The organism is Prosthecobacter sp. (assembly GCF_014879935.1).
GTDB lineage: Bacteria > Verrucomicrobiota > Verrucomicrobiia > Verrucomicrobiales > Verrucomicrobiaceae > Prosthecobacter.
The window spans coordinates 1-21,162 of the sequence record NZ_JACSRD010000217.1 but is presented as its reverse complement, the minus strand read 5'-3'; the positions used below and the strand labels follow the sequence as shown (position 1 = coordinate 21,162).

Sequence of the window (21,162 nt, the reverse complement as noted above, 5' to 3'; positions counted from 1 at the left end):
CGCGCCACGCGCCTCCAGCTAAACGAGTCTTGCCTCCGCCTCCTGCTCGGATACACTCCTTCACGTTGTTGCTAAATGTTAGCGCTTCCATTGTGTCACCGGAGCAAGCTTGGTTTTGGTTCACGCTATACGCGATTTCGTGAATGGGCAGCCCGGTGGCTAATTTAACGATTCGAAGAGTCTTATGGTCGGCCGCCGCAGCGAACTGACTATCAGGGCTAATTGCAAGTAGTCCAACATACCTCTTGAACGGAATCACTGCGCGCACTCGGAAAAGGGACGCATCTGGCCCAAAAGTCTGAAGAGCACTTGCAGCGAGAGCGCTGGCGTTTGTTTGTCTCAGCGTGAGTGCTCGACGAAAAGTCGCCAAGGCCTCGGATGTCTTGCGAGCAGATCCCAAGCGCAAGGCAGCTTCATGATCTCCGCGACTAGCCTCCCAGAGCATTTCATCCTGTCTGTCGCGTTCAAGCGTTACAAGAGTCTCGGCGCGTTTCGCACGAACAGCCTGCCAAGTGCTGATGCCAATCCCCAAAATCAACATCGTGAAGATGGCTGCAGCCGCCCCCACCGCTAGGCGGTTGCGCTGAACGAGCTTGCGAAAGCGATAGAGCGCACTCGGAGGTCCGGCCTCGACGGGTTCGTGATTCAGGTGGCGTTCCAGATCATCTGCCAGAGCGACAGCGCTCCCATAGCGGCGCTCACGCTCCTTTTCGAGGGCCTTCAGGGTGATCCAGTCGAGATCGCCACGTAAAGTGCGGCTGAGCCGGTGCGGTTCGGTCTGCCTTTCGGCGGAGGTCTGGACCATCGCATCCGTGACCGGTATCACGCGGCTGCTGGGGCGCTTTGGCTCGGCCTCACGCACCAAACGAAGGACCTCGTCCAAGGCGGCTTTTCGCAGGGAGTCACGAGAGAGAGGGGTGTCGCCCGTCAGGAGTTCAAAGAGGATGACGCCCAGCGTGTAAATATCACTCCGCGTATCGAGGTCACGGGTGGCACCTGCCTGTTCTGGACTCATGTACTGCGGTGTGCCAATGACCACGCCTGCCTGCGTTTGCAGCATACTGACTTGCAAAGCCGCTTCAGGAGATGTGCCGAGCGCCTTCGCGATGCCGAAATCAATCACTTTGGGAACCGCTTTGCCGTCAACTTCCGTGACCAAGATGTTCGAAGGCTTCAGATCTCGGTGAAGTATGGCTTTTTGATGGGCGTGCTGAACAGCACGACAAACGGGAATGAACAACTCCAGTCGCTGCCGAATCGAGAGCTGATGCGTGTCGCAGTATTCCGTGATGGGCATGCCCTTCACCAGCTCCATCGCAAAGTAAGGCCTGCCCGTATCCGTGGTGCCCGCATCAAGCACCCCGGCAATGTTTGGGTGGTCCATCAAGGCCAGGGCCTGCCGCTCGGCCTCAAATCGAGCGATGATCTCGCGGGAGTCCATCCCGGCTTTGATCACCTTGAGCGCCACCTCCCGGCGAATCGGCTCGCTCTGCTCCGCCCGCCAGACGGTGCCAAAACCTCCTTCGCCGAGTGGCTCGACCAGCTTGTAACGCCCAATGAGATCGCCAGGCTGCTCAAGTCCTGCGGGGAGGAAGGAGCGCATGTCCACGCGAATCGTGGCATCCATGTCCCCGGCTGGTTGGGTTGGGCTGAAGGGGTCGGAAGTCATGCGTGTCCCAGAGTGGCTTCACGAACTTGGCGGAGGGCATCTTTGCCCGCGATCAGCGGCATGCGGCCTGTCTGAACGGCCTCCCTTCGACGATGCAATTCATCAAACTGAGCTGCCTCCGTGAGTTCGTCGGCACGAACATTTGCCAGAATGCGCCCAGCGAGTTTTCGCCGACTTTCTGGCTCGAATCGCATTGCTTCGGCAAAAGACGGTTGAAGGGTAACGGTGGAGGCCATGGCTGCTCAAACGGTGCTCAAGTATGAATGCTGCGCAATGAGCGACTTCACCTCGCCGCCACGCCCGGCTTCCGGATCTTCATCAAAATCGGGAAGCTCGTTTGCAGGCCGGCGCTGTCGTGTTCGTTGCGAGCGGAGCTGATGGCACCGTGGCAGAGCTTGTCCTGGTCCTTCACCCAGTTCGCGGCGCGGAAGAAGATTGGGCGCTCGTTTTCGCCGGAGCGGATTTGGACGCCGTTGAGGCCGATGTCATCGACGATCACGCCGTGGGGCAATCCGTGCACGTCGAGGCTGAGGAGGTCTTTGTTGTCCTCGCGAATCGCCCGCAGCCAGGCTTTCACGGTCTGGCCGGGCGCGAGGGTGAGTTCGAGCGGCTTCGTTTCGGCGGCCGGATCGCGCATGACGGGCTTGCCACCGGCGTCGGGCTCCAAAACGATGATGAACTTCGGTTTCGCGCCGAGCGTGACCTTGCCGAAGGTGCCTGCGTCGTGTTTGAGGCCCTTCGATGTCGCGGTGATTTTGAGTTTGGACCAGTCGGCGTCTTTTGCGGCATCGGGCATGGCATGCAGCGAGCCGCTGATGAGGTCGTGACCGGCCTCGATGATGAGTGGCGAGGTGGCCCAGTAACCGGCTGGCACGCCGGTGATGTCGATTTGAATGGGATCGTCGAAATTGTCCTGCCGATCGGCGCGGAAGGAGAAGCCCACGGAGGCTCCGGGCATCACGGTGGGGTTCATGCCGGCGAGTTTGACGCTGAAGTCCGGTTTCGGCTCGCGGATGGCGAGCGAATACACAAAGCGCTCGCCGCCCCAGCCGCGGGTGTCGGTGACTCGCACAACGTAACGGCCATCGGCCGGCGCGGTGAAGGTCAGGCGCGAGTCGCGGCCGATTTTGCGGTCGCCACTGTCGTCGTTTTGATAGTTCAGCGTGAAAATCGGCAGTCCATTCGCCGCAATGGTGCTGCCGAGCGGATACGGCTCCACGACGTAGCACGGTTCATCGAGCGAGTGCGAGGTGGCGCTCGTGTCGAAGTAAGCGCGGCGTTTGCCATCGCTGACGTAGAAGAAGCAGCCGCCGTCCGGCCCGCGAGGCATGCGGATGATCTTCATCACATCGCCATTGAACCAGACATACTCATTGAGCTCCATCTCCTCCCAATTTTGCAGGCGGATGTCCGGGTTGTTGGCATCGACACTGCGGAAGTTGTTGTAGCTGTCCCGCACGGCTTGCATCAGCAAACGGGCGACCGGTTTGCCATCGGGGCGCAGCACTTCAAACTTCGTGTCCGCAGGCGAACCTGCTTGAGCGGCCAGCGTCTCGATGATCCACGTCTGGCCTTTTTTGGCATCGAACGCGAAGTGATCGGTGTCGTAGAACGAGTTTTCCAACTCGTTCCCCGTCGCGCCGGAACCTGAACGAGTTGGAAAACTCGTTCTACGAAGCGCTGCGCTCACATTCACCGGCGCACTCACCACCTGCGCCTTCGCGAGGTCATCATTCCCCTCCACCTCTCTCACCTGTGCCAGTGCACTCACGCGCAGCGATGGCATCGTGCGAAAACGCAGCGTCTTGGCATCGAGCGGCACGTTCGTGATGCCTTCCTTTTCCGCTTTCATCGTCACCGTGGCCTTGTCGCCGAGATGATGGCCGATGAGCGTGACCTTCGTCTCCTTCCCCACCTGCGCGGTGAGCGGCGACCAGCTCGTGACGAAGGGCAGTGCCCCAATCGTGAGTCGATACACATGCCCCGCGCTGCCATCCATCGTCGTGTTGCTCACGAGGATGTGGTAATCGCCATCCGCAGGCGCTTTCCACGCGAGAAACGGATCGCTGCCGCTGTCGAGCCCGCGATTCACCGCGAGCACCGTGTGATTCGAGTCCACAATCTCCAGCGTCGGCGATTTCGCCACGCTACCGACCTGCGCCACAGCGAGATCGAGCACGAGTTCCTCGCCAGCCTTCGCCGTGAAACGATACGCGTCATGCTGGCCGGTCTCCGTGAGCGTGCCCCAAACGCTTGCTGGCAGGCTCGCGAGACTCACCGGAGCCTCTTTGAAGTCCGCCGCCTTCGTGACGGTCGGCTGGATCTCATCCGCATACACTTTCACCTTCGCCGACTCACCCGAGGCATTCTTCAACCAAACATCGTAAGTCCCGCGCGGCACTTCCGCACCCGCGGTGATCTTCAAACGAGCGCTGGTGGCTTTGATGCTTTGTTTCGCGAGTTGGACCTTCAAACCCGGATGCGAGGCCATCGCCTGCGTGTCCTCAGTGAAGTTTTTGCCCGCCAGACTCACCAGCAATTCGCCGCCGATGTGAGCGGCACGCGGCGTGATGCTCGTGAGTTCCAGCTTGGCCGGTTTCGCGGCCATCGCGGGCTTTGTGGCCTCTTTTTTGGCTTTCGGAGCCTGCGCGAGGCTGAGCCCGGCAAAGCCAAAAACAGACAGAAGAATCAAAAGACTGAGTTTCATGACGTGATCGTGGTTTTGAGTCGTGCGGGCTACTTCGTGGCGGAATAAACGCTCCACGTGCCATCGACGCGACCCGCGATGAGCTGGGCTTTGTCGGTGAAGGCGAGGGCGGAGGACCAGTCGGGTTGTTTTTCGAGGAGGAGCTTTTCGGTGAGGTCGGCGGTGTTCCAGAGTTTGAGCGTTTTGTCCGTCGCGGTGGAGGCGAGCAGTTTGCCATCGGCGGAGAGCGCGAGATTGAGCAGGCCACCTTCATGCGCGAAGCGGCTGGTGAGGATCTTGTTCGTGCCTTCCTTCGCCTCGGCGCTGATCGCCCACACGCGGATGCGATTGTCGCCTCCGGCGGCGAAAAGCGTTTTGCCATCGGCGCTGAAGACGACGCTCGTCTGCTCCTTCGTCGGCTGCGAGAGCGTGTCGAGTCGCTGACCATTCGGAATGCTCCAAAGCTTCACCGTGCGATCCGCACTGGCGCTGGCGAGCACTTTGCCGTCGGGTCGGAACGATAGGCCGTTCACCGCGCCGTTGTGGCCTTTGAGCAGCGCGACTTCTTTGCCCGTCGCGGTGTCCCACAGGCGGATTTTCTGATCGTAGGCACCCGTGGCGATGAATTTGCCATCCGGCGAAACCGCCAGCGCATACGCCGCATCCGTGTGGCCTTCAAAGGAGCGCAGCGCCGTGCCGTCGCTTGTTTTCCAGCTTCGCACGATGCCCACGATGCCCGCCTCGCCACCCGCGGCATACACTGTCTCGCCATCGGGCGAGAAGGCGACCGCGTTCACCTTGCCGGTGAAGCCAGTGAGCTTGCGAACGGCGACTTGATTGACCGGATTGACGAGCTCGACCTCGCCGTAGCGTGCCGTGGCGATGAGCTGCGCCTTCGGCGAAAATGCCACCGCCTGGATCGAGCGCTTCGGCGGCACCGTGGGCGCGATTTTCGGCGTGATGACCTCCTTCGGCATGGGTTTCGCGTCTGCGACGAGCGGGCCTTTCGCGCCGGCGTTGATCCACGCTTTGATCAGCGCGATCTCCTCCGCCTTTAGCTTCTCGCGCTTGCCCGGCGGCATGAATTCATTCTTCCCGCCGCGCCCCGAGCGCCCTTCGAGAAACTTCACCAGCAGCGACTCCTCCGCCTTCCCCGCCACGATGGCAGCGCCCTCCTCGCCGCCCTTCATCAGCGCCGCAAACGTGTCCAACGCGAACTCGCCATCCGCATCGTCCGCGCTATGGCAATCGACGCAGTAGGTGTCCCACAGCGGCGCGATCTGCGTCGTGTAGTCCACGGTTTGGGCGTGGGTGGTTGCGATGCAGGCGAGTGCGAGGAGGAGAAGGCGTTTCATGACATCAAAGAAAGGCGGAGGTGAAAGCACGCGACAGCGTCCTGGAGTGCGCCGGCCCTCCGGCGCTTTCGAGTGTCGTCAGGCCTGCGAAAAGCTCCAGAGGGCTGGAGCACTCCAAAACGCTCACGCGACGTGCGATTGCCGTGGAGTCTGACGGAACCCCGTTGGGCTTGGGCTAGAAAGCGGTCTTGAATTTGTGCGGCTGCGTTGGATACTCGGCCCATGAACCCTGCTGATCTGCGCAAACTCCAAGCACTGCCCGTGGGCGAGAAGCTCACGTTGGTGGAGGTCTTGTGGCAGTCGATTGGTGAATCGAGCGATGAACCCAGCGTCAGTGATGCCGAGAAGAAAGAACTCGATTCCCGATGGGAGCGTTTTGAGCGTGATACCTCACGAGCACTGACGATCGAACAATTCGACGCCTTGGTGAAAGCCCGCCGTGGATGAAACAGATTCGCATCCTTCCAGAAGTCTGGGACGACGTCGATGACGCGGCGGCTTGGTATGACAAAAAAGGAGGACGTGAGCTTGGGGATCGATTTTTGACCGCGTTTCGCACACAACTTTCCGAAATCGTCAGGCTCCCTCAAACTCACCGAAGAGTTTACAAGGACTTCAGCCGCGTCTTCGCCAAGCCCTTCCCGTATGCGATCTACTTTCGCACTTACCAGGATTGGGTGGTGGTGACGTTGCTGTGGCATACGGCGAGGAATCCCGAGGATTTGAGGACCACGCTAACGGAGCGTGATCCAGGCGATCAGTGATTAAACAAAAACTCCTTCGAGCTCATCAGGCTCCAAAACAGATCTTCCAGCGTGACGCGGCGGTCTTCGGGTTTGGCGGTGGTGAGCAGCGCGGTGGCTTTTTCGAGTTCGCGGTCGGTGGGGGCGCGAGTCAGCGTCAAAAGATAGGCTTCTTCGATGATCTTGGCGTCGGGTTGCTTGCTTGAGAGCAACGCATCGAGGCGGTTGTCTTTTTGGGCGAGCTTTTGGTTCAGGGTCTCGCCGTTGGCGATGTGGAGCGCTTGAGCCATGCTGGGTTCGTTGGTGCGCTCGCATTCGCAGGTGGCGACGCGGTCAGCACGGCCGAAACTTTTGAGGAAGTAGCTGGCGATGTTGCTGTCGGGCAGTTGCAGGGCGCGGAAGCCCATGGGGTAGGCGTCGGCGGTGCCGCGGTTGGCGTTGCGGCGGTCGATTTTGAAGGTGGTGGGCGCGGCGGTTACCTGCGACACGGTGTCGAGCAGCACCTCGGCCTTCAGTCGGCGCGGGACGTAGTGCGAGCCGTAGCGGAGGTCGCTGATGTTTTCAGGAAGAGTGATGCTGCTGCGCTGGTAGGTCTCGCTTTGCAAGATGGTGCGCATGAGGGCCTTCAGGTCGAACTTCTGCTTCACGAGATGCTCGCACGCGGCGGCGAAGAGCGGCTCGTTGCTGGCGGGATTGGTGACGCGGAGGTCATCGACGGCTTCGACGAGGCCGGAGCCGAAGAAGTTGGCCCACACGCGGTTCACGATGGCGCGTTGGAAGAGCTTGTTGTCGGCGCTGGTGAGCCAGTTTGCGAGCGTGATGCGTCGATCCTCGGTGGAGGTCATTGAGACGGGCTGCAAGGCATCGAGCGGGCGCGGCGGCTGCGGTTTGCCGGTGAGCGGCGCGACGAGATCGCCCTGCGTGTCGCTGAAAAGCACGCGTTCGTCGGCCTGCGTGCCGTTTTTGGTGCGCACGCGGGCGAAGAGGTTCGCGAAGGCGTAGTATTGATCATAGGTCCACTTTTCCATCGGGTGGTTGTGGCACTTCGCGCAGCCGATGGAGGTGCCGAGGAAGGCCACGCTGACGGTTTCGGCGCACTTCGTCGGCTCGTCGTTGAGGATGAAAAAGTTGCCGCCGCCGTGCTCGAGCGTGCTGCCGGTGGCGGTGAGCAGATCACGCACCATGGCGTCCCACGGCGTGTTCGCGGCGACGTGACGGCGGATCCAATTGTAATACGACCACATCGCCTGCGGCATGAGTTTGTCGCCATTCACGAGGAAGAGATCGCTCCAGCGATGCGACCAGTAATCGACGAACTCGGGCCGCTTCAGCAGCGTGTCGATGAGGCGGTCGCGTTTGTCGGCTGCTTGGTCGGCGAGGAAGGCCTTCGCTTCCTCCGGCGTGGGCAAAACGCCGATGGTGTCGAGAAACGCCCGGCGCAGGAACTCCGCGTCCGTGGCGCGACCCGATGGCGGGATGTTCAACTCGCGCAGTTTGGTCAAAACATGCTCGTCGATGAAGTTGCGCGGCTTCAGGGCTGCAAAGGCCTCGGTGTCCGGTTTGCCGGGCTTTGGCACGACGACGTTGGTGACGCTCAGCAGGCTCAAATACCATGCGCTGACGGTTCCTTCGCCTGCGCCGGTGATCTTGATGAGGCCGCTGTCGTCCACGGTGGCCACGCTGGCATTGGTGGCGTTGTATTTGCACCAGCGCGTCACGTCCTCGCTGTGACCGTCGCTGAATTTCGCGGTGACTTTGAGCTGCACGCTTTTTCCGGCCTGCGTGACGAGATGCGGCTCCGACACGCTGAGCGACACGATGCGCGGATCCTCCGCCTTCGGCCCCGGTGCCCCCGCCGCGATCCAATCGACGATGGCTTTGTATTCCGGCGAGTTCACCTCGAAGCGCTTGTCGCCCTTGTGCGGCACCGCTTTGACCGCCTTCAGCAGAAACAGACTCCGCGCCGGATCTTCCAGCGTCAGACGACGCCCATTCGCACTGCGCGTGATCGAAAGCCAGTCGCCCTCGTCATCGAAACCACGCAGCGAAAGCCGGAAGCCGCCTTGTCCCGCCGCCGCGCCATGACACGCACCCATCGCACAACCGTAGCGGGTGAGGATCGGCTGGATGGTGTTGCGGAAGGAGGGCGGTTCGGCGGCGCATAGGGACGAACCGAGGAACAAGACGAGAAGCAGGAGCGGACGAGAAGATTGCATTATCAAAGAGTGGCTATTAAAATCCGGTCATGAGCGCGACTCAAATCATGGCCGAACTGCCAAAACTGACCTGCGAAGAGCGAAAGCAGATCATCGACGAAGCGATGGATCTGAACTACGACGCAGCGGAGCGTGAGGCAGTGGAGTGGGCGGAAGCAAGCGCACTGCAATTGATGCAATTCATCGACCAGACCGAAGACGATGCGTCGAGAGCCGCTTAAACCCGGAGATGTCTGGATGCTCGACATGGGGCTGGCCGCCAAAGTGCGTCCAGCTCTCGTTTTGACGACTGAACCTGCGGACCATGAGCAAGCGCTCGTCACGGTGGTCAACCACACGACCCAGGTCGATCCTGCGAATCCGTGGGCTGTTAGCGTTCCCAAGCCCTGGCTCAAAGAGGGTATCTTCCACATGCAGCAAGTCGGCACCTTCCCACTGAAGTATCTCGTGAGAAAAATCGGCAGCCTCACTCCCGAGGAGTTTGCGAAGGTGAAGCTACGGCTGGCTTTGCGGCTGGGCATGTGAATCGAGGCGGCAGGCCTGGAATGACTGCGGGTGAGGGCACCCGCAATCCGGTTTACGCAAACAGCTCCTTGATCGCCTGCGTGCCGAAATCGACGACGGGGAAAGGGCGGCCTTGCGGGCCGGGGAGTTCGGTGTGGAGATCGACGCCGAGGGCTTGGTAGATGGTGGCGACGATTTCTTTCGGGGCGACGGGGCGCTCGGTGGGGTAGCCGCCGATGTCGTCGGACTTGCCGATGACTTCGCCGCCTTTGACGCCACCACCCGCGAAATTGACCGTCCAGCAGTTCGGCCAGTGGTCGCGACCGCCGGCGGGGTTGATCTTCGGCGTGCGGCCGAATTCGGCGAGGCAGGTGACCATCGTGTCGTCGAGCATGCCACGCTGGAAAAGGTCCTCGATGAGGGCGCTGTAGCCTTGGTCATACATCGGCGCGACGATGTCGCGCATGCCTTCGATGCTGGTGAAGGGTTTGGAGCCGTGAATGTCCCAGGTGATCTCGCCGAAGACGGTGATGAAGGTGTTCACGGTGACAAAACGCACACCACGCTCGACGAGGCGACGCGCGAGCAGGCAGCTCTGGCCGAAGCGGTTCATGCCGTAGCGTTCGCGCACTTTGAGCGGCTCTTTGGTCAAATCGAAGGCCTCGCGGGCCTGCGTGCTGGTCATGATGCGGTAGGCGGACTCGAAATTGCTGTCCATGAGCTTCGCCTGCTCGCTGTATTCGAAATTGCGGACGCTGCTGTCCACCAGCTCGCGGAGTTGCTTGCGGCGTTCGAGTCGCACCTCGCTGATTTCCTTCGGCGGCAGCAGATCGGGCACTTTGAAGTCCTTTTCCGACGGATTCGCGTTCAGGACAAAGGGATCATACGCCTTGCCGAGGAAGCCCGCGTCCTGGCCGTGCGGCATGTTGCCACCGGTGGGGCCCATCGTCTCCGGCAGGATAATGTGCGCGGGCAGATCGCTGCGGCGGCCTTGAAGGAACTCCAGCGCGCTGCCGACATGCGGTGTGATGACACCGCCGGTGAAAAGTCGGCCCGTCTGCATCATCTGATGCCCGGTGTCATGCACCGCGGCGGCGGTGTGGTAGCAGGAGCGCACGAGGCTGAACTTGTCCGCGATCTTCGCGTGCATCGGCAGGATCTCGGAGATCTCAAAGGCATTGCTCTTCGTGCGGATCGGTTTGAAGGGGCCGCGAATCTCGCTCGGCGCGTCCGGTTTCATGTCCCAGAGGTCCTGCTGGCTCGGCGCACCGAGGTTGAAGATCATGATGCAGGCCTTGTTGCTCTTTTTCGGGTCCACTTTGCCTTCCGCCTTCAGTTTGGCCAAACTCGGCAGCGTGAGCCCGATGGCGCTCAAAGTGCCTGCGGAGAGGAAATCGCGGCGCGTGACGCCATCGCAGGTGGTGACGGAGCCTTTATCGGTGAAGGTGAACATGGGCGCGTGGGGTGAATGTTGGGCAAGAATACGCCGCCAAGGGGCCAAACTGAATGGATGATGCCACTTTGCCCGATGGGGCTTTCCGGCCATGCAAATCCGCCCGCTTGCAACGTTGGGAGCAAGAAAGGGTTGTAACCCTGCATGAGGTCCGTGCTAACCTCCGACATTCGCCCGCCATGAAAACACTGCTTACTCTCCTCGCCCTGCTGTTGACCGTCTCCCTCCATGGACAGACCGCCCCGCCTCAAAACACCACCGGCCAGGGCGGCCAGCAGCAGCAACCGGACGAGGTGACCCGCGACGGTCTCTGGCAGGGGCAGCTCAAAGGCGGCAACTACATCGTGCGCTGCAATTCGATCATCGCGCTGTCGAAACACGAATACATCACCGACGGTGTCGCGCGTGTGGTGGAGGTGAATCTCACGCTCAACTCGGCGCAAATCGTGCGCTTCTACTTCCTGGAGCCCTACAAGCCCGAAACTGGCAGCAGCACACTCAGCGCAGGCACAGCGGCCCTGGAAAAGGCCAAAGGATTGTTCGAGCAGGCGGCCGGACGCGTCTCCCCAGACCTGACAGCGCCGAAAGTGGTGAAAAACTATCCGGCTTCCACCCATGCGCACACAGTGGAGTTCGTGCTGAAAGACGAGGCCCGGCTCAATTCGCTCTTCGGCAGCCTGGAACGCTCCATGCGCACGGGGCAGGGTCGCGTTTGGAAGGAATGAGGGGATGCGGGCACTCCTGCCCGCGCTTGAGCCTACTCGTCGCGGGCAGGAGTGCCCGCATCACTGCCAAATCACACGTTGAAGCGCCATTCGACGACGTCGCCGTCGCGCATGACGTATTCCTTGCCTTCGATGCGCAGCTTGCCCTTCTCGCGGCACTTGGCGTAGGTGCCGAGTTCGACGAGGTCGTTGTAGTGCACGATTTCACCGGCGATGAAGCCGCGTTCGAAGTCGCCATGAATCACGCCGGCGGCCTGAGGGGCCTTCATGCCCTTGGTGATGGTCCAGGCGCGTGTTTCTTTCTCGCCGGTGGTCAGATAAGTCTGGAGACCAAGGAGGTCGTAAGCGCCTTTGATGAGGCGGGACACACCGCTGTCCGTCACGCCGATGTCGGCAAGGTAGGCTTTGGCGTCTTCGTCGCTGAGGTCGATCAATTCGCTCTCGATGGCGGCGCTGACGACCACGGCGGCGGCTTCGTGCGCGTGTTTGACGTATTCGCGCACCTTGCCGACGAAGGGATGATTGTCCGGGTCTTTGGATGCGGAGGCGAGATCGCTTTCAGCGACGTTGCACGCGAAGATGCACGGCTTCGAGGTGAGCAGGAAGAAGGACTTGAGCAGTTTGCGCTCGTCATCACTGAGTTCGAGCGTGACGGCAGGCTTGCCACCGTCGAAATGCGGAATCAGTTTCTCACAGAGGGAAATCTCAGCCTTGGCCTCCTTGTCGCCGCTTTTGGCCTTCTTCTCATTCTTTTCCTTCCGGCGCTGCACAGCGTCCATGTCAGCCAGGATGAGCTCGGTGTTGATGACCTCGATGTCCGCCACGGGGTCGATGCTGCCGCTGACGTGGGTGATGTCGCCGTTCTCAAAGCAGCGCACGACGTGCACGATGGCATCCACTTCACGGATGTGGCTGAGGAACTTGTTGCCGAGGCCTTCGCCCTGGCTGGCTCCTTTCACCAGGCCGGCGATGTCCACGAACTCGATGGCGGCAGGGACGAGCTTCTGGGAGCCGGAAATCTTCGAAAGCACAGCGAGGCGCTCGTCCGGCACGGTCACAACACCGGTGTTCGGCTCGATGGTGCAGAAGGGGTAGTTTGCCGCCTCCGCCTTGCGGGTGCGGGTCACGGCATTGAAAAGAGTGGATTTGCCAACGTTCGGAAGGCCAACGATACCGGCTTTGAGCATAATGGGGCGGCGAGAGTAGGGCGGATTGAGAAATGAGCAAGGCGGCGTTGCGTCTGGGAGGCACATCGGCGAGACTCCGCGCCCTTTTTCCGGCCAACCCATGCCTTTTGAGCTTCTCGCCACTGATTCCTCGTCCCTCGCCCGCCGTGGGCGGTTGACGACGCCTCATGGCGTGGTGGAGACGCCGGTTTTCATGCCGGTGGGCACGCAGGGCACGGTGAAGGCGATGCATCCGCAGGAACTGAAGGCGCTAGGCGCGCAGATCATCCTCGGAAACACCTACCACCTCTTTGTACGGCCTGGAATGGAGATCATGAAGGAAGCAGGCGGGCTGCATGCCTTCTCGAACTGGGACCGGCCTATTCTAACGGACAGCGGCGGCTTCCAGGTCTTCTCGCTGGCGAAACTGCGGAAGATCAAGGAGGAGGGTGTTCACTTCCAAAACCACCTCGACGGCACGCCGATGTTCATCGGGCCGGAAACGAGCATGGAGATCCAGGCGACGCTCGGTTCGGACATCGCGATGCTTTTTGACGAATGCACGCCGTATCCCTGCGAGGTCAAAGAAGCGTCCAAAAGCCTCGATTTGACCCTCCGGTGGGCAAAACGCTGCCGCGAGTGGATTGATCAAAACCGGCCGCAAACCGGCGGCGGGCCGCAGCAGCACTTCGGCATCGTGCAGGGCAGTGTTTACGAGGATTTGCGCAAAAAATCCGCCCGCGAGCTCGTGGCGATGGGTTTTGACGGCTACGCCATCGGCGGGCTGAGCGTCGGCGAGCCCGAGGAGGACATGATGCGCATCGCGGAATGGGTGACGCCTTTGTTACCGGCCGATCGGGCCCGCTACGCGATGGGTCTGGGCACGCCGCCGCAGGTGATCGAGCTCATCGCCCGCGGGATCGACATGTTTGACTGCGTTTTGCCCACGCGGCTGGCGCGGAACGGCACCGCGTTCACCCACGACGGGATGATGAACCTGCGAAATGCCTGCTACGCCCGCGATTTCCGCCCCATCGCCGAGGACACGCACCCGCTTTGCCAGGGATTTTCCAGGGCCTACATCCGCCATTTGGTGATGGCTCAGGAGATCATGGGTTTGCGGTTGATTTCTCTGCATAACCTGCATTTCTACGCGTCCCTCACGTCCAGGGCACGTCAAGCGATCGAACAGGGTTGTTTCGCCGAGTTCAGGGCGGAGGTGGTCGCCCGCTACAAAACAACCTCTTCCGCCGAATCCCTCTCATGAGCCAATCCATCTTCGACAGCACCCTCATCCTGGCCCAGGCCGCCCCTGGTGGCGCCCCGGGAGGCTTTCTCGGCAGCATGCCGTTCATGATGATCCTCATGATGGTGCTCATGTACGTGCTGATGATCCGCCCGCAGCAGGTGAAGATGAAGGAACTGCAAAAACTCATCGCCGCGGTGAAGGTGGGTGATCATGTGGTCATGGACAGCGGCATCCACGGAATCATCACCAGCGTGAAGGACCGCACCATCATGCTCAAGGTGGCTGACAACGTGAAGATCGAGTTCGAGCGCAGCAAGATCGCCGCCGTGAGCAAGAAGTCCGATGTCGTCGAAGCGACCACGGCCTGATGATTCGTCATTTTTAGTCCCAACCTCCCAGCCACTCCACCCATGAACCCCTTCGCCACCTTCCTCGTCGGTGCCACGATCCTGCTGATGCTGCTGATCTACGTCGGCACTGCGGTGCACAAGACCAAGCGCCTCACCGGCACCTTGCTGATCGCGCTGACCGCCCTCTCGGCCCTGTACACGGTGAAAGCCCTCGGCATCAAGCTGGGCATCGACCTGCAAGGCGGCAGTGAGTTCATCGTGAAGCTCGAGCCCGGCAAGAACGACGATGGCACGCCGCGCCAGGTGAGCGAGTCCGATGTGCAGCAGGCCATTGCCATCCTGGAAAAGCGCCTCAGCCCCCAGGGTGAGAAAGACCTGACCCTCCAGCCCCAGGGCAGCGACCGCATCGTGATCCAGATGCCGGGCATCTCCCAGGACGAGATCAAGGACGTGCGCATCAAGATCCAGCAGGTGGCGCATCTCGAATTCCGCCGTGTGCATCCTGACAGCGCCTCCAAACTGGAGCAGATCAAGGCCCGCGGCGGCCTCAAGGAGCCCGGCTGGACCGAAATGAAGTACCGCGAGCCGGAACGCGACCGCGCCGGCAACATCATCGCCACCTCCGAACTCGTGAAGGACCCGGCAGATCTCGAAGGAGACATCGTGGCGAACGCCTACCGGGTCGTCGATGCCGAGGGCAACAAAGTCGTGCTCAAGCTCAACAGCACCGGTGCGAAGCGCTTCGATGAACTGGCCGAGATTCACTACCAGAACCGCATGGCCATCATCGTGGACGGCTTGATCAATTCCGCCCCTGCCCTGCGTGCGAAACAATTCGGCGGCACTGCCGAGATCTCCGGCGGCGGCAGCAAGGGCTTCACCGCCCAGGAGGCCGACTCGCTCGCCACGCTGCTGAACAACCCGCTGCGCAATCCGATGGTCATCCTGTCGGAAAGTTCCGTGTCCTCCGCCTACGGCCAGTCTTCCATCGACCAGGGCCGGTGGGTGGGCATCGCCGCGCTGGTGATCACCACGCTGTTCATGTTCTACATCTACCGTGTCGCCGGCTTTGTGGCGATCATCGGCCTGCTGATCAACATGTCGATCCTCTTCGGTGCCATGTCATTGTTCGGCTTCACCCTCACGATGCCGGGGATCGCCGGTCTTGTGCTGACCATCGGCATGGCGGTGGATGCCAACGTGCTCATCTACGAGCGTTTGCGTGAGGAAATGGAGGCGGGCAAGACGCTGACCGGCGCCCTGGAGGCCGCCTATGAGAAGGCCTTCTCCGCCATCGCTGACTCGAACATCACCACGCTCATTTCCGCGGTCATCCTCTTCGTGATCTCCGGCGGCCTGGTCAAAGGCTTCGCCGTCACGCTCATGATCGGTCTGCTTTCCTCGATGATCGGCGCGCTCATCGTCACCCGCGTGATCTTCATGTGGGTGGTGGACAAGGGCATCCTGCAGAAGATCCACACCACGCGCATCATTCCGGACAAGGTCTTCGACATCCTGTCCGTGGCACCGAAATTCATCGTCGCCTCGCTCGTCGTCACCGCCATTTCCTTTGCCACGCTCGCCTTCAAGGGCGGCTCCAGCTTTGGCATCGACTTCCGTGGCGGTGGCCGCGTGGACGTGGTGCTGAAACCTGGCAAAAACATCACCGACTCCGAACTCGACTCCCTGATCAAGCCGCTGAAGAACACAGAAGGCAAGGACATCGGCACCTATTACATCCAGCGCAAAGGAGATCCTGCCACCGGCAAGGACAACATCAGCATCCGCTGCGAGGAGAAGAGCAGCGCCGCCATCGAAGGGGCCATCAGTGCGAAGTGGAACAAGGAAAGCGTGGACGGCACCAGCATCGCCACCGTGGGCGCGGTCATCGGCTCGGAGTCCGGCAAGACCTCTCTGATCGCCATGGCCGTCGCACTCGTCGCCATCTTCCTCTATTTGATGATGCGCTATGAGTTCGCCTTCGCCCTAGGTGCCATTGTCGCCCTGTTCCACGACGTGCTCATGGTTCCAGGCCTGTGCGTGCTCTTTGGACAGGAGTTGAGCATCATCCACGTCGGCGCCCTGCTCACCATCGCCGGTTACTCGATCAACGACACCATCGTCGTCTTCGACCGCATCCGCGAGACGATCCAGACCGGCAGCGGCGGGTCGATGCGTGAAATGATGAACGAGGCCATCTGCAAGACGCTGTCCCGCACACTCCTCACCGGTCCCACGGCGCTCGCGCCGATGATCGTGCTGCTGTTCCTCGGCAATCCGGCCATGCTTGAGTTCGCCATGCCGATCACCATCGGTGTGCTGCTCGGCACCTACTCCTCCATCTTCATCGCCAGCCCGCTGGTGCTGTGGTATGCGAAGAAGACCGGCACCAGCCTCAAGCGCCAGGTGCTCGATGCCCAGATCGAGCAAATGAAGGCACAGCAGGCCATCGCAGCGGCTGCCGCTGCGGGCAGCAAGTCATAAGCCTCTCGATTCGGCGAATTTCCAAACGGCATGCGGTCCCACGATTGCATGCCGTTTTTCTTTTCGGACCGGCGGTTGTGGTTGGAGGATTCCCGTTGCCCACAGGCCCGGCATCCTGTTAAAAGCGGCAGCTTATGACCTACCACGTCGCCAAGAACGGTGCGCAGCTCGGCCAGTTGTCCGAGGAAGACATCCAGCAGCGCCTGCAACGCGGCGAACTGTCCGCAGATGACCTCTGCTGGGCGGAAGGCATGACCGACTGGCAGCCGCTGGGAGCCTGCATCGCCCTCGCATCCTCACCTGTGGTGGTTCCGTCTGCATTCAACCCCTACGCACCTCCTTCGGCCAACATCACGGTGGATCGCCCCGCTGGCAGCCTGGGTGGGCACCCGGGATTCTGGATTCGGGTGGCCGCTCACATCATCGATGCCATTCTCATGGGCATCGCGGGGGCTGTCATGGGAGCGATCGTCGGCTTCTCAATGGCCGCCGCCGGCAACGCCACGGCATCCCAGATCGAGCTCGCCGCCAATCTGCTCGGCATCGTCTTGAACTGGCTTTACTACGCCTTCATGGAGAGTTCCTCGTCCCAGGGAACTCTCGGGAAGAAGGCCCTGGGCATCGTGGTGACGGACCTTCAAGGCCGCCGCATCTCCTTCGCCCGGGCCACGGGACGTTACTTCGGCCAGATCGTCTCCGCCGTGACCTTGTGCATCGGTTACATGATGTGTGGCTGGACCGAGCGGAAGCAATGCCTGCACGACATGATGGCCGGCTGCCTTCTGTATCGTAAAACCGCCTGATCTGGGCACGAAAAAGGCGGTCGCTCCTGGCGGCCGCCTCTTCCAAGGATCTTCAACAAGCTGCTACTGCCCATTCTGCGGAAGAGCCGGCACGGCAGGCTTGATCTCCTCCGCAGGAGCATTCGAAGCTGCCGCCGGAGGCGCTCCGAGCGGTGGGGCGTTCGGCGGAACGGTGATCGGTGCCGGCGTGGTGCCAGGAGCCGTTTGAGCCGGCCCGTTCGGGTCATCTGCGGCCAGTGCGGCAGCCTCGGCGGCGGCTTTCTCATCCGCGCGCTTTTTGGCCGCGGCAAACTTCGCGGCATTGGCCTTCGCCTTTTCAGCGGACTGCTTCAGGTAGCTCTGATAATCGGGTCCGTTCCCCGTGATCGTCACCGATGTGCCGACGGCCGTGTGAGTGAAGAGAATGGGAGCCATCTTCGATGGCAGGCGGATGCAGCCATGGGACGCCCGGCGGCCCGGACGCGGGATCGGGCCGATGTGCATGCCCACGCCGTCACCCGTCAGACGCATGAAGTAGGTCATCTTGGCCGCTTCAAAGCGACCGCCCGGCGGCAGCAGATCGCGTCCCTGCTTGAAGTCGGAGTTCACCAGCTTGCCATCTTTGTCGTATCCCTTGCCGTAGAGGTTCGAGACCTTGTCTTTGACCTTTTCGAGCACCTTGAACTCACCCGTCGGAGTGGGGAAGCTCGGGATGCCGCTGGCCACATAGGTCCAGCCCACGACCTCCTTGCCGCTGTAGAGTGTGGCACGCTGCACATCCACATTGATGGCGATCTGGGTGATCGGCTTGTTGCCGCCTGTCCACTCGCCCGGATACTTCCACTGCTCCTTCACAGGCTGCGGGGGCGGAGGCGGGGGCTTCTTTTTGAAAAGCTGGCAGGAGGCCAGACACACCGTGCCAAGCACAAGACCGGCACGCAGAACGACGAGAGAGGAACGGGGATTCACAGCGCGCCGATTTTAAGTTCGCTGTGTAAAAGGCTCAAGCGAAGCGTGGGACATTATTTTCAGCGAAGATCGAACAAATCGGATGGCGAGGAAATGAGCACGTCCGCGCCGTGCGCACGCAGCTCCGCCTCGCTGCGGAACCCCCACCGCACGCCGATGGCCCGCATGCCGCTGCTCTTCGCAAAGGCCATGTCGATGCCCGAATCGCCCACATAAGCCATTTCATCCGTCTTCAGGCCGAGGAAGGCCGCCATCTCATGCGCTCCGTCGGGAGCCGGCTTGCGCGGCACGTCATTGCGTTGGCCCAGGATGTGATCAAAGCAGCCTTTTCCAAAGAAATGCTCCGTCATCGGCACCGTGAAGCGATGCGCCTTGTTCGAGATCACGCCGAGCTTCACGCCCCTGCCCTTCAGTTCTGCCAGCATCTCCACGATGCCCTCATAAGGCTTCGTCTGCGCATTCCAGAGCTGGTCGTAATTCGCCCGATATTCCTCCACGCAGACTTGGATCAGCGCCTCGCTGCGCACGGCTTCCGGCAGCGCCCGTTCGACCAGTTTTTCCATCCCATCCCCCACCATCTGCTTGAAAACCTCTTGCTCGCAGCGTGGATAACCCTTCGCATCCAGCATCCGGTTGATCGATTCGGCGATGTCCGCCAGCGAATCGATCAAAGTGCCGTCGAGGTCGAAGATGAAGGCTTTGAGTTGGGGCATCACGCCCTGTGGCGTCAGACAGACCGGAATTCAAGCCTGGTCGTGCCTCTCCGCCTCCGCATCAAAGCACCCAACAGGCTCGTCATGAGCAAAACCGTGCGCGATGGCTCCGGAGCGCCCGTGATCACCAGCGAGTTGGGATCAAAGATGCTGCCAAGACCATACCACACGTTGAAGCTGATGTCAGGGGTGGTCCAAATCCGGTCGCCGCTGGCCACATTGCTGAACGCCCCCAGGATCGGGGAGTCCGCCGTCGCCAGAGTGAAGACGTCATTAGGCTGAACCAGACTGTCGAAGGCATTGATCAAACTCAGGTCCAGCATGCCTGCGAGCGTCAGTGTGCCATTCACATCCAGGAAGTCGTAGGCCGAACCCTGGCCCAGGCCGCCGATCTCCATCGCCAGGGTGCTTCCGGAACTCAGGGTCAGATCACCATCGATGGTTAGCACACCTGCGGAGAGTCCGGGGGCGATCGTCTGGGTGCCGCCGGTGACGACCGAGCTGGCGATGGTACCACTGCCCTTCAATTCCCCGCCATTCAGGTTGAAGACCGAGGCGTCGATCATGGCACCGCCCACCAGGACCGTCTCCCCTATGGTCTGTGTGTAAGCGGCACTGCCGTCCGCGCCGATGGTCATCGTGGTCGTGCTGTCCTCGACACGGGTGGTGCCGCTGTTGATGTAGGCGTCGGCGGTGGTCAGGTCGCGGTCGTTTTTCAAGGTGAAGCTGCCCTGATTGTTGTTCAGCGCGGTAGTGAGCCGGTTGAAGGACGATCCCGCGCCATCGAGCATGACGGTGCCCTGGTTGGTGGTGATGTTGCTGCCGTTGGTGATGTTGATGGACGCGCCATTGGTCACATTCCAGGTGCCGCCCGTCAGCGTGGTGCCGCTGTGCTGCGTGACGCTGCCGGCACCGCCACCGAGGGCCAGCGTGCCGCTGCTCACATTGACCGTGCCGCTGTTGTTGAAGGAAAACCAATTGCCGTCGGTGCCGATCGACGTGGTGCCCGTGCCGCCGCTCTTGGTGAAGCTGCCGCCCGCATTGATGTTCAGCGCTCCCCCCGGTGACCCTCCTCCCTGCATTGAGCCATCGAAGTTGGTCGTGAACGCCGCGTCGGACCGCACGTTCATCGGGCTGAGGTTGGTGATGAGTCCCCCGGACCAGCTCGCTGCCACGGATCCCGCCGCGCCGATGCCATCGCCGATGTTCACCGTGCGTCCAGAATTGATGAATTTGGTGCCCGCCGTGTCGATGGCGATGGAAGCCAGGATGTTCGTGGTGCCAGTGTTGGTCATGGTCCCGCTGCTCCAGGTCACGGCGCCACTGGCATTGAGCGTGCCGGTGCCCTGGAGCGTGCCCGTGAGCGTCAGCGGCATGGGAACGTCCACGGTGGTGTTGGCGTTGATCGTGCCTGACATGATGAGCGTGCCTGCTCCAGCAAATGAAACCCCGGCATTCAGGTGATGGATACCCCCGAGATCCAGGGTCGCCCCGCTGCTGAGGTTGAAGAGTCCCGTGTGTGTGCCGCCATTGGAACCTGCGCCGATCGCCAGGGTGCCGGTCTGCACATTGACGGTGCCGTTGTTGTTCAGGAAATACCAACTGCCGCTGGGTCCGATGAACGTGGTGCCGGTGCCGCCGCTCTTGGTGAAGCTGCCGCCCGCGTCAATGTTCAGCGAGCCGGTCGGCGAGCCTCCACCCGACATCGTGCCGTCGAAGTTGGTCCCGAACGCCGCGTCGGAACGCACGTTCATCGGGGCGAGGTTGTTGATGATTCCCCCGGTCCAACTCGCCGTCACCGACCCCGCCGCGCCGACGCCATCGCCGATGTTCAGGGTGCGGCCCGCTCCGATCTGCTTGGTGCTCCCAGTGTTGAAGAGCACCCCGCCATTCGCATTCGCCGTCGCGGAGCCATGGATGCCGCCGCCGCTGAAGGTGAACAGATCGTTGAGGGTGATTGAGCCGCTTGATTCAATAGAGCCGCCGTTCAGGGTGAGCTTTTCGATGGTGGGTGAAATATTGAGCAGAATGGTGCCTGCGTTATTCACCACGTCGTAGGTGTTCACGCCGTTGTTTGGGACGCTGCCGGGCGCGCCGG

19 protein-coding genes are annotated in these 21,162 nt (G+C 61.3%); 9 read left to right on the top strand and 10 right to left on the bottom strand.

Features of this window, described 5'->3' with window-relative positions:
- From IAE77_RS24885 to IAE77_RS24870, 4 genes are all read right to left on the bottom strand, one after another.
- Window positions 1–1,669 (bottom strand): serine/threonine-protein kinase (locus IAE77_RS24885; RefSeq protein WP_294232520.1); only part of this gene is annotated, 1,669 nt, incomplete at its 3' end.
- Window positions 1,666–1,905, bottom strand: coding sequence for an addiction module protein (locus tag IAE77_RS24880; protein ID WP_294232518.1), 240 nt, complete (start codon window positions 1,903–1,905; stop codon window positions 1,666–1,668). The genes IAE77_RS24880 and IAE77_RS24885, both read right to left, overlap by 4 nt.
- Before the next feature lie 47 nt (window positions 1,906–1,952).
- A complete protein-coding gene (locus IAE77_RS24875; protein ID WP_294232517.1) occupies window positions 1,953–4,376 on the bottom strand; it encodes a PPC domain-containing protein in 2,424 nt (807 codons plus the stop codon).
- A 29-nt stretch (window positions 4,377–4,405) separates the two neighbouring features.
- Window positions 4,406–5,710 (bottom strand): c-type cytochrome domain-containing protein, encoded by a 1,305-nt coding sequence (locus IAE77_RS24870; RefSeq protein ID WP_294232514.1) that lies wholly within the window; start codon window positions 5,708–5,710, stop codon window positions 4,406–4,408.
- Window positions 5,711–5,932: 222 nt separating this feature from the next.
- On the opposite strand from IAE77_RS24870, the gene IAE77_RS24865 reads away from it, so the two are divergent.
- Together IAE77_RS24865 and IAE77_RS24860 are read left to right on the top strand one after the other, a co-directional pair.
- Window positions 5,933–6,157, top strand: a complete 225-nt coding sequence (locus tag IAE77_RS24865; RefSeq protein WP_294232512.1) for an addiction module protein — start codon at window positions 5,933–5,935, stop codon at window positions 6,155–6,157.
- Window positions 6,154–6,474 carry a hypothetical protein gene (locus tag IAE77_RS24860; RefSeq protein ID WP_294232510.1) on the top strand — a complete coding sequence of 107 codons (321 nt, stop codon included), beginning with the start codon at window positions 6,154–6,156 and terminating at the stop codon, window positions 6,472–6,474. Before IAE77_RS24865 ends, IAE77_RS24860 begins: the two co-directional genes overlap by 4 nt.
- Here IAE77_RS24860 and IAE77_RS24855 read toward each other — a convergent pair.
- Window positions 6,468–8,669: a DUF1549 domain-containing protein gene (locus IAE77_RS24855; RefSeq protein ID WP_294232508.1), complete on the bottom strand. Its 2,202-nt coding sequence runs from the start codon at window positions 8,667–8,669 to the stop codon at window positions 6,468–6,470. The genes IAE77_RS24860 and IAE77_RS24855 overlap by 7 nt on opposite strands.
- Before the next feature lie 29 nt (window positions 8,670–8,698).
- Between IAE77_RS24855 and IAE77_RS24850 the strand changes: the two genes are divergently transcribed.
- Together IAE77_RS24850 and IAE77_RS24845 are read left to right on the top strand one after the other, a co-directional pair.
- The gene (locus IAE77_RS24850) at window positions 8,699–8,890 is read left to right on the top strand and encodes a hypothetical protein (RefSeq protein WP_294232506.1); all 192 of its coding nucleotides are present in this window, start codon (window positions 8,699–8,701) and stop codon (window positions 8,888–8,890) included.
- Window positions 8,871–9,194: a type II toxin-antitoxin system PemK/MazF family toxin gene (locus IAE77_RS24845; protein ID WP_294232504.1), complete on the top strand. Its 324-nt coding sequence runs from the start codon at window positions 8,871–8,873 to the stop codon at window positions 9,192–9,194. The genes IAE77_RS24850 and IAE77_RS24845 overlap by 20 nt, the downstream gene beginning before the upstream one ends.
- Before the next feature lie 52 nt (window positions 9,195–9,246).
- On the opposite strand, the gene IAE77_RS24840 is transcribed toward IAE77_RS24845, so the two are convergent.
- Window positions 9,247–10,626 carry a DUF1501 domain-containing protein gene (locus IAE77_RS24840; RefSeq protein ID WP_294232502.1) on the bottom strand — a complete coding sequence of 460 codons (1,380 nt, stop codon included), beginning with the start codon at window positions 10,624–10,626 and terminating at the stop codon, window positions 9,247–9,249.
- 179 nt (window positions 10,627–10,805) lie between these two features.
- On the opposite strand from IAE77_RS24840, the gene IAE77_RS24835 reads away from it, so the two are divergent.
- Complete coding sequence (locus IAE77_RS24835; RefSeq protein ID WP_294232500.1) at window positions 10,806–11,351, top strand: hypothetical protein; 546 nt, start codon at window positions 10,806–10,808, stop codon at window positions 11,349–11,351.
- A gap of 71 nt (window positions 11,352–11,422) precedes the next feature.
- On the opposite strand, the gene ychF is transcribed toward IAE77_RS24835, so the two are convergent.
- Window positions 11,423–12,538 (bottom strand): redox-regulated ATPase YchF, encoded by a 1,116-nt coding sequence (gene ychF, locus IAE77_RS24830; RefSeq protein WP_345781017.1) that lies wholly within the window; start codon window positions 12,536–12,538, stop codon window positions 11,423–11,425.
- 100 nt (window positions 12,539–12,638) lie between these two features.
- On the opposite strand from ychF, the gene tgt reads away from it, so the two are divergent.
- From tgt to IAE77_RS24810, 4 genes are all read left to right on the top strand, one after another.
- Window positions 12,639–13,784, top strand: a complete 1,146-nt coding sequence (gene tgt, locus IAE77_RS24825) for a tRNA guanosine(34) transglycosylase Tgt (RefSeq protein ID WP_294232498.1) — start codon at window positions 12,639–12,641, stop codon at window positions 13,782–13,784.
- Entirely contained in the window at window positions 13,781–14,134 is a 354-nt protein-coding gene (yajC, locus tag IAE77_RS24820) for a preprotein translocase subunit YajC (protein ID WP_294232496.1), read from the top strand. The genes tgt and yajC overlap by 4 nt, the downstream gene beginning before the upstream one ends.
- Before the next feature lie 42 nt (window positions 14,135–14,176).
- Window positions 14,177–16,600: a protein translocase subunit SecD gene (gene secD, locus IAE77_RS24815; RefSeq protein WP_294232494.1), complete on the top strand. Its 2,424-nt coding sequence runs from the start codon at window positions 14,177–14,179 to the stop codon at window positions 16,598–16,600.
- A gap of 134 nt (window positions 16,601–16,734) precedes the next feature.
- Complete coding sequence (locus IAE77_RS24810; RefSeq protein ID WP_294232492.1) at window positions 16,735–17,403, top strand: RDD family protein; 669 nt, start codon at window positions 16,735–16,737, stop codon at window positions 17,401–17,403.
- Between the two features lie 63 nt (window positions 17,404–17,466).
- On the opposite strand, the gene IAE77_RS24805 is transcribed toward IAE77_RS24810, so the two are convergent.
- The 3 genes from IAE77_RS24805 to IAE77_RS24795 all read right to left on the bottom strand — a co-directional run.
- Entirely contained in the window at window positions 17,467–18,351 is an 885-nt protein-coding gene (locus tag IAE77_RS24805) for a L,D-transpeptidase family protein (protein ID WP_294232491.1), read from the bottom strand.
- A 59-nt stretch (window positions 18,352–18,410) separates the two neighbouring features.
- A complete protein-coding gene (locus IAE77_RS24800) occupies window positions 18,411–19,064 on the bottom strand; it encodes an HAD family hydrolase (protein WP_294232522.1) in 654 nt (217 codons plus the stop codon).
- A gap of 14 nt (window positions 19,065–19,078) precedes the next feature.
- A partial coding sequence (locus IAE77_RS24795) for a PEP-CTERM sorting domain-containing protein (RefSeq protein ID WP_294232489.1) occupies window positions 19,079–21,162 on the bottom strand: 2,084 nt, incomplete at its 5' end.

Excerpts from the sequence above, each read along its gene's own strand:
- IAE77_RS24880 (WP_294232518.1), bottom strand. The coding sequence starts at position 1,905 with ATGGCCTCCACCGTTACCCTTCAACCGTCTTTTGCCGAAGCAATGCGA.
- IAE77_RS24875 (WP_294232517.1), bottom strand. The coding sequence starts at position 4,376 with ATGAAACTCAGTCTTTTGATTCTTCTGTCTGTTTTTGGCTTTGCCGGG.
- IAE77_RS24870 (WP_294232514.1), bottom strand. The coding sequence starts at position 5,710 with ATGAAACGCCTTCTCCTCCTCGCACTCGCCTGCATCGCAACCACCCAC.
- IAE77_RS24865 (WP_294232512.1), top strand. The coding sequence starts at position 5,933 with ATGAACCCTGCTGATCTGCGCAAACTCCAAGCACTGCCCGTGGGCGAG.
- IAE77_RS24860 (WP_294232510.1), top strand. The coding sequence starts at position 6,154 with ATGAAACAGATTCGCATCCTTCCAGAAGTCTGGGACGACGTCGATGAC.
- IAE77_RS24855 (WP_294232508.1), bottom strand. The coding sequence starts at position 8,669 with ATGCAATCTTCTCGTCCGCTCCTGCTTCTCGTCTTGTTCCTCGGTTCG.
- IAE77_RS24850 (WP_294232506.1), top strand. The coding sequence starts at position 8,699 with ATGAGCGCGACTCAAATCATGGCCGAACTGCCAAAACTGACCTGCGAA.
- IAE77_RS24845 (WP_294232504.1), top strand. The coding sequence starts at position 8,871 with ATGCGTCGAGAGCCGCTTAAACCCGGAGATGTCTGGATGCTCGACATG.
- IAE77_RS24840 (WP_294232502.1), bottom strand. The coding sequence starts at position 10,626 with ATGTTCACCTTCACCGATAAAGGCTCCGTCACCACCTGCGATGGCGTC.
- IAE77_RS24835 (WP_294232500.1), top strand. The coding sequence starts at position 10,806 with ATGAAAACACTGCTTACTCTCCTCGCCCTGCTGTTGACCGTCTCCCTC.
- ychF (WP_345781017.1), bottom strand. The coding sequence starts at position 12,538 with ATGCTCAAAGCCGGTATCGTTGGCCTTCCGAACGTTGGCAAATCCACT.
- tgt (WP_294232498.1), top strand. The coding sequence starts at position 12,639 with ATGCCTTTTGAGCTTCTCGCCACTGATTCCTCGTCCCTCGCCCGCCGT.
- yajC (WP_294232496.1), top strand. The coding sequence starts at position 13,781 with ATGAGCCAATCCATCTTCGACAGCACCCTCATCCTGGCCCAGGCCGCC.
- secD (WP_294232494.1), top strand. The coding sequence starts at position 14,177 with ATGAACCCCTTCGCCACCTTCCTCGTCGGTGCCACGATCCTGCTGATG.
- IAE77_RS24810 (WP_294232492.1), top strand. The coding sequence starts at position 16,735 with ATGACCTACCACGTCGCCAAGAACGGTGCGCAGCTCGGCCAGTTGTCC.
- IAE77_RS24800 (WP_294232522.1), bottom strand. The coding sequence starts at position 19,064 with ATGCCCCAACTCAAAGCCTTCATCTTCGACCTCGACGGCACTTTGATC.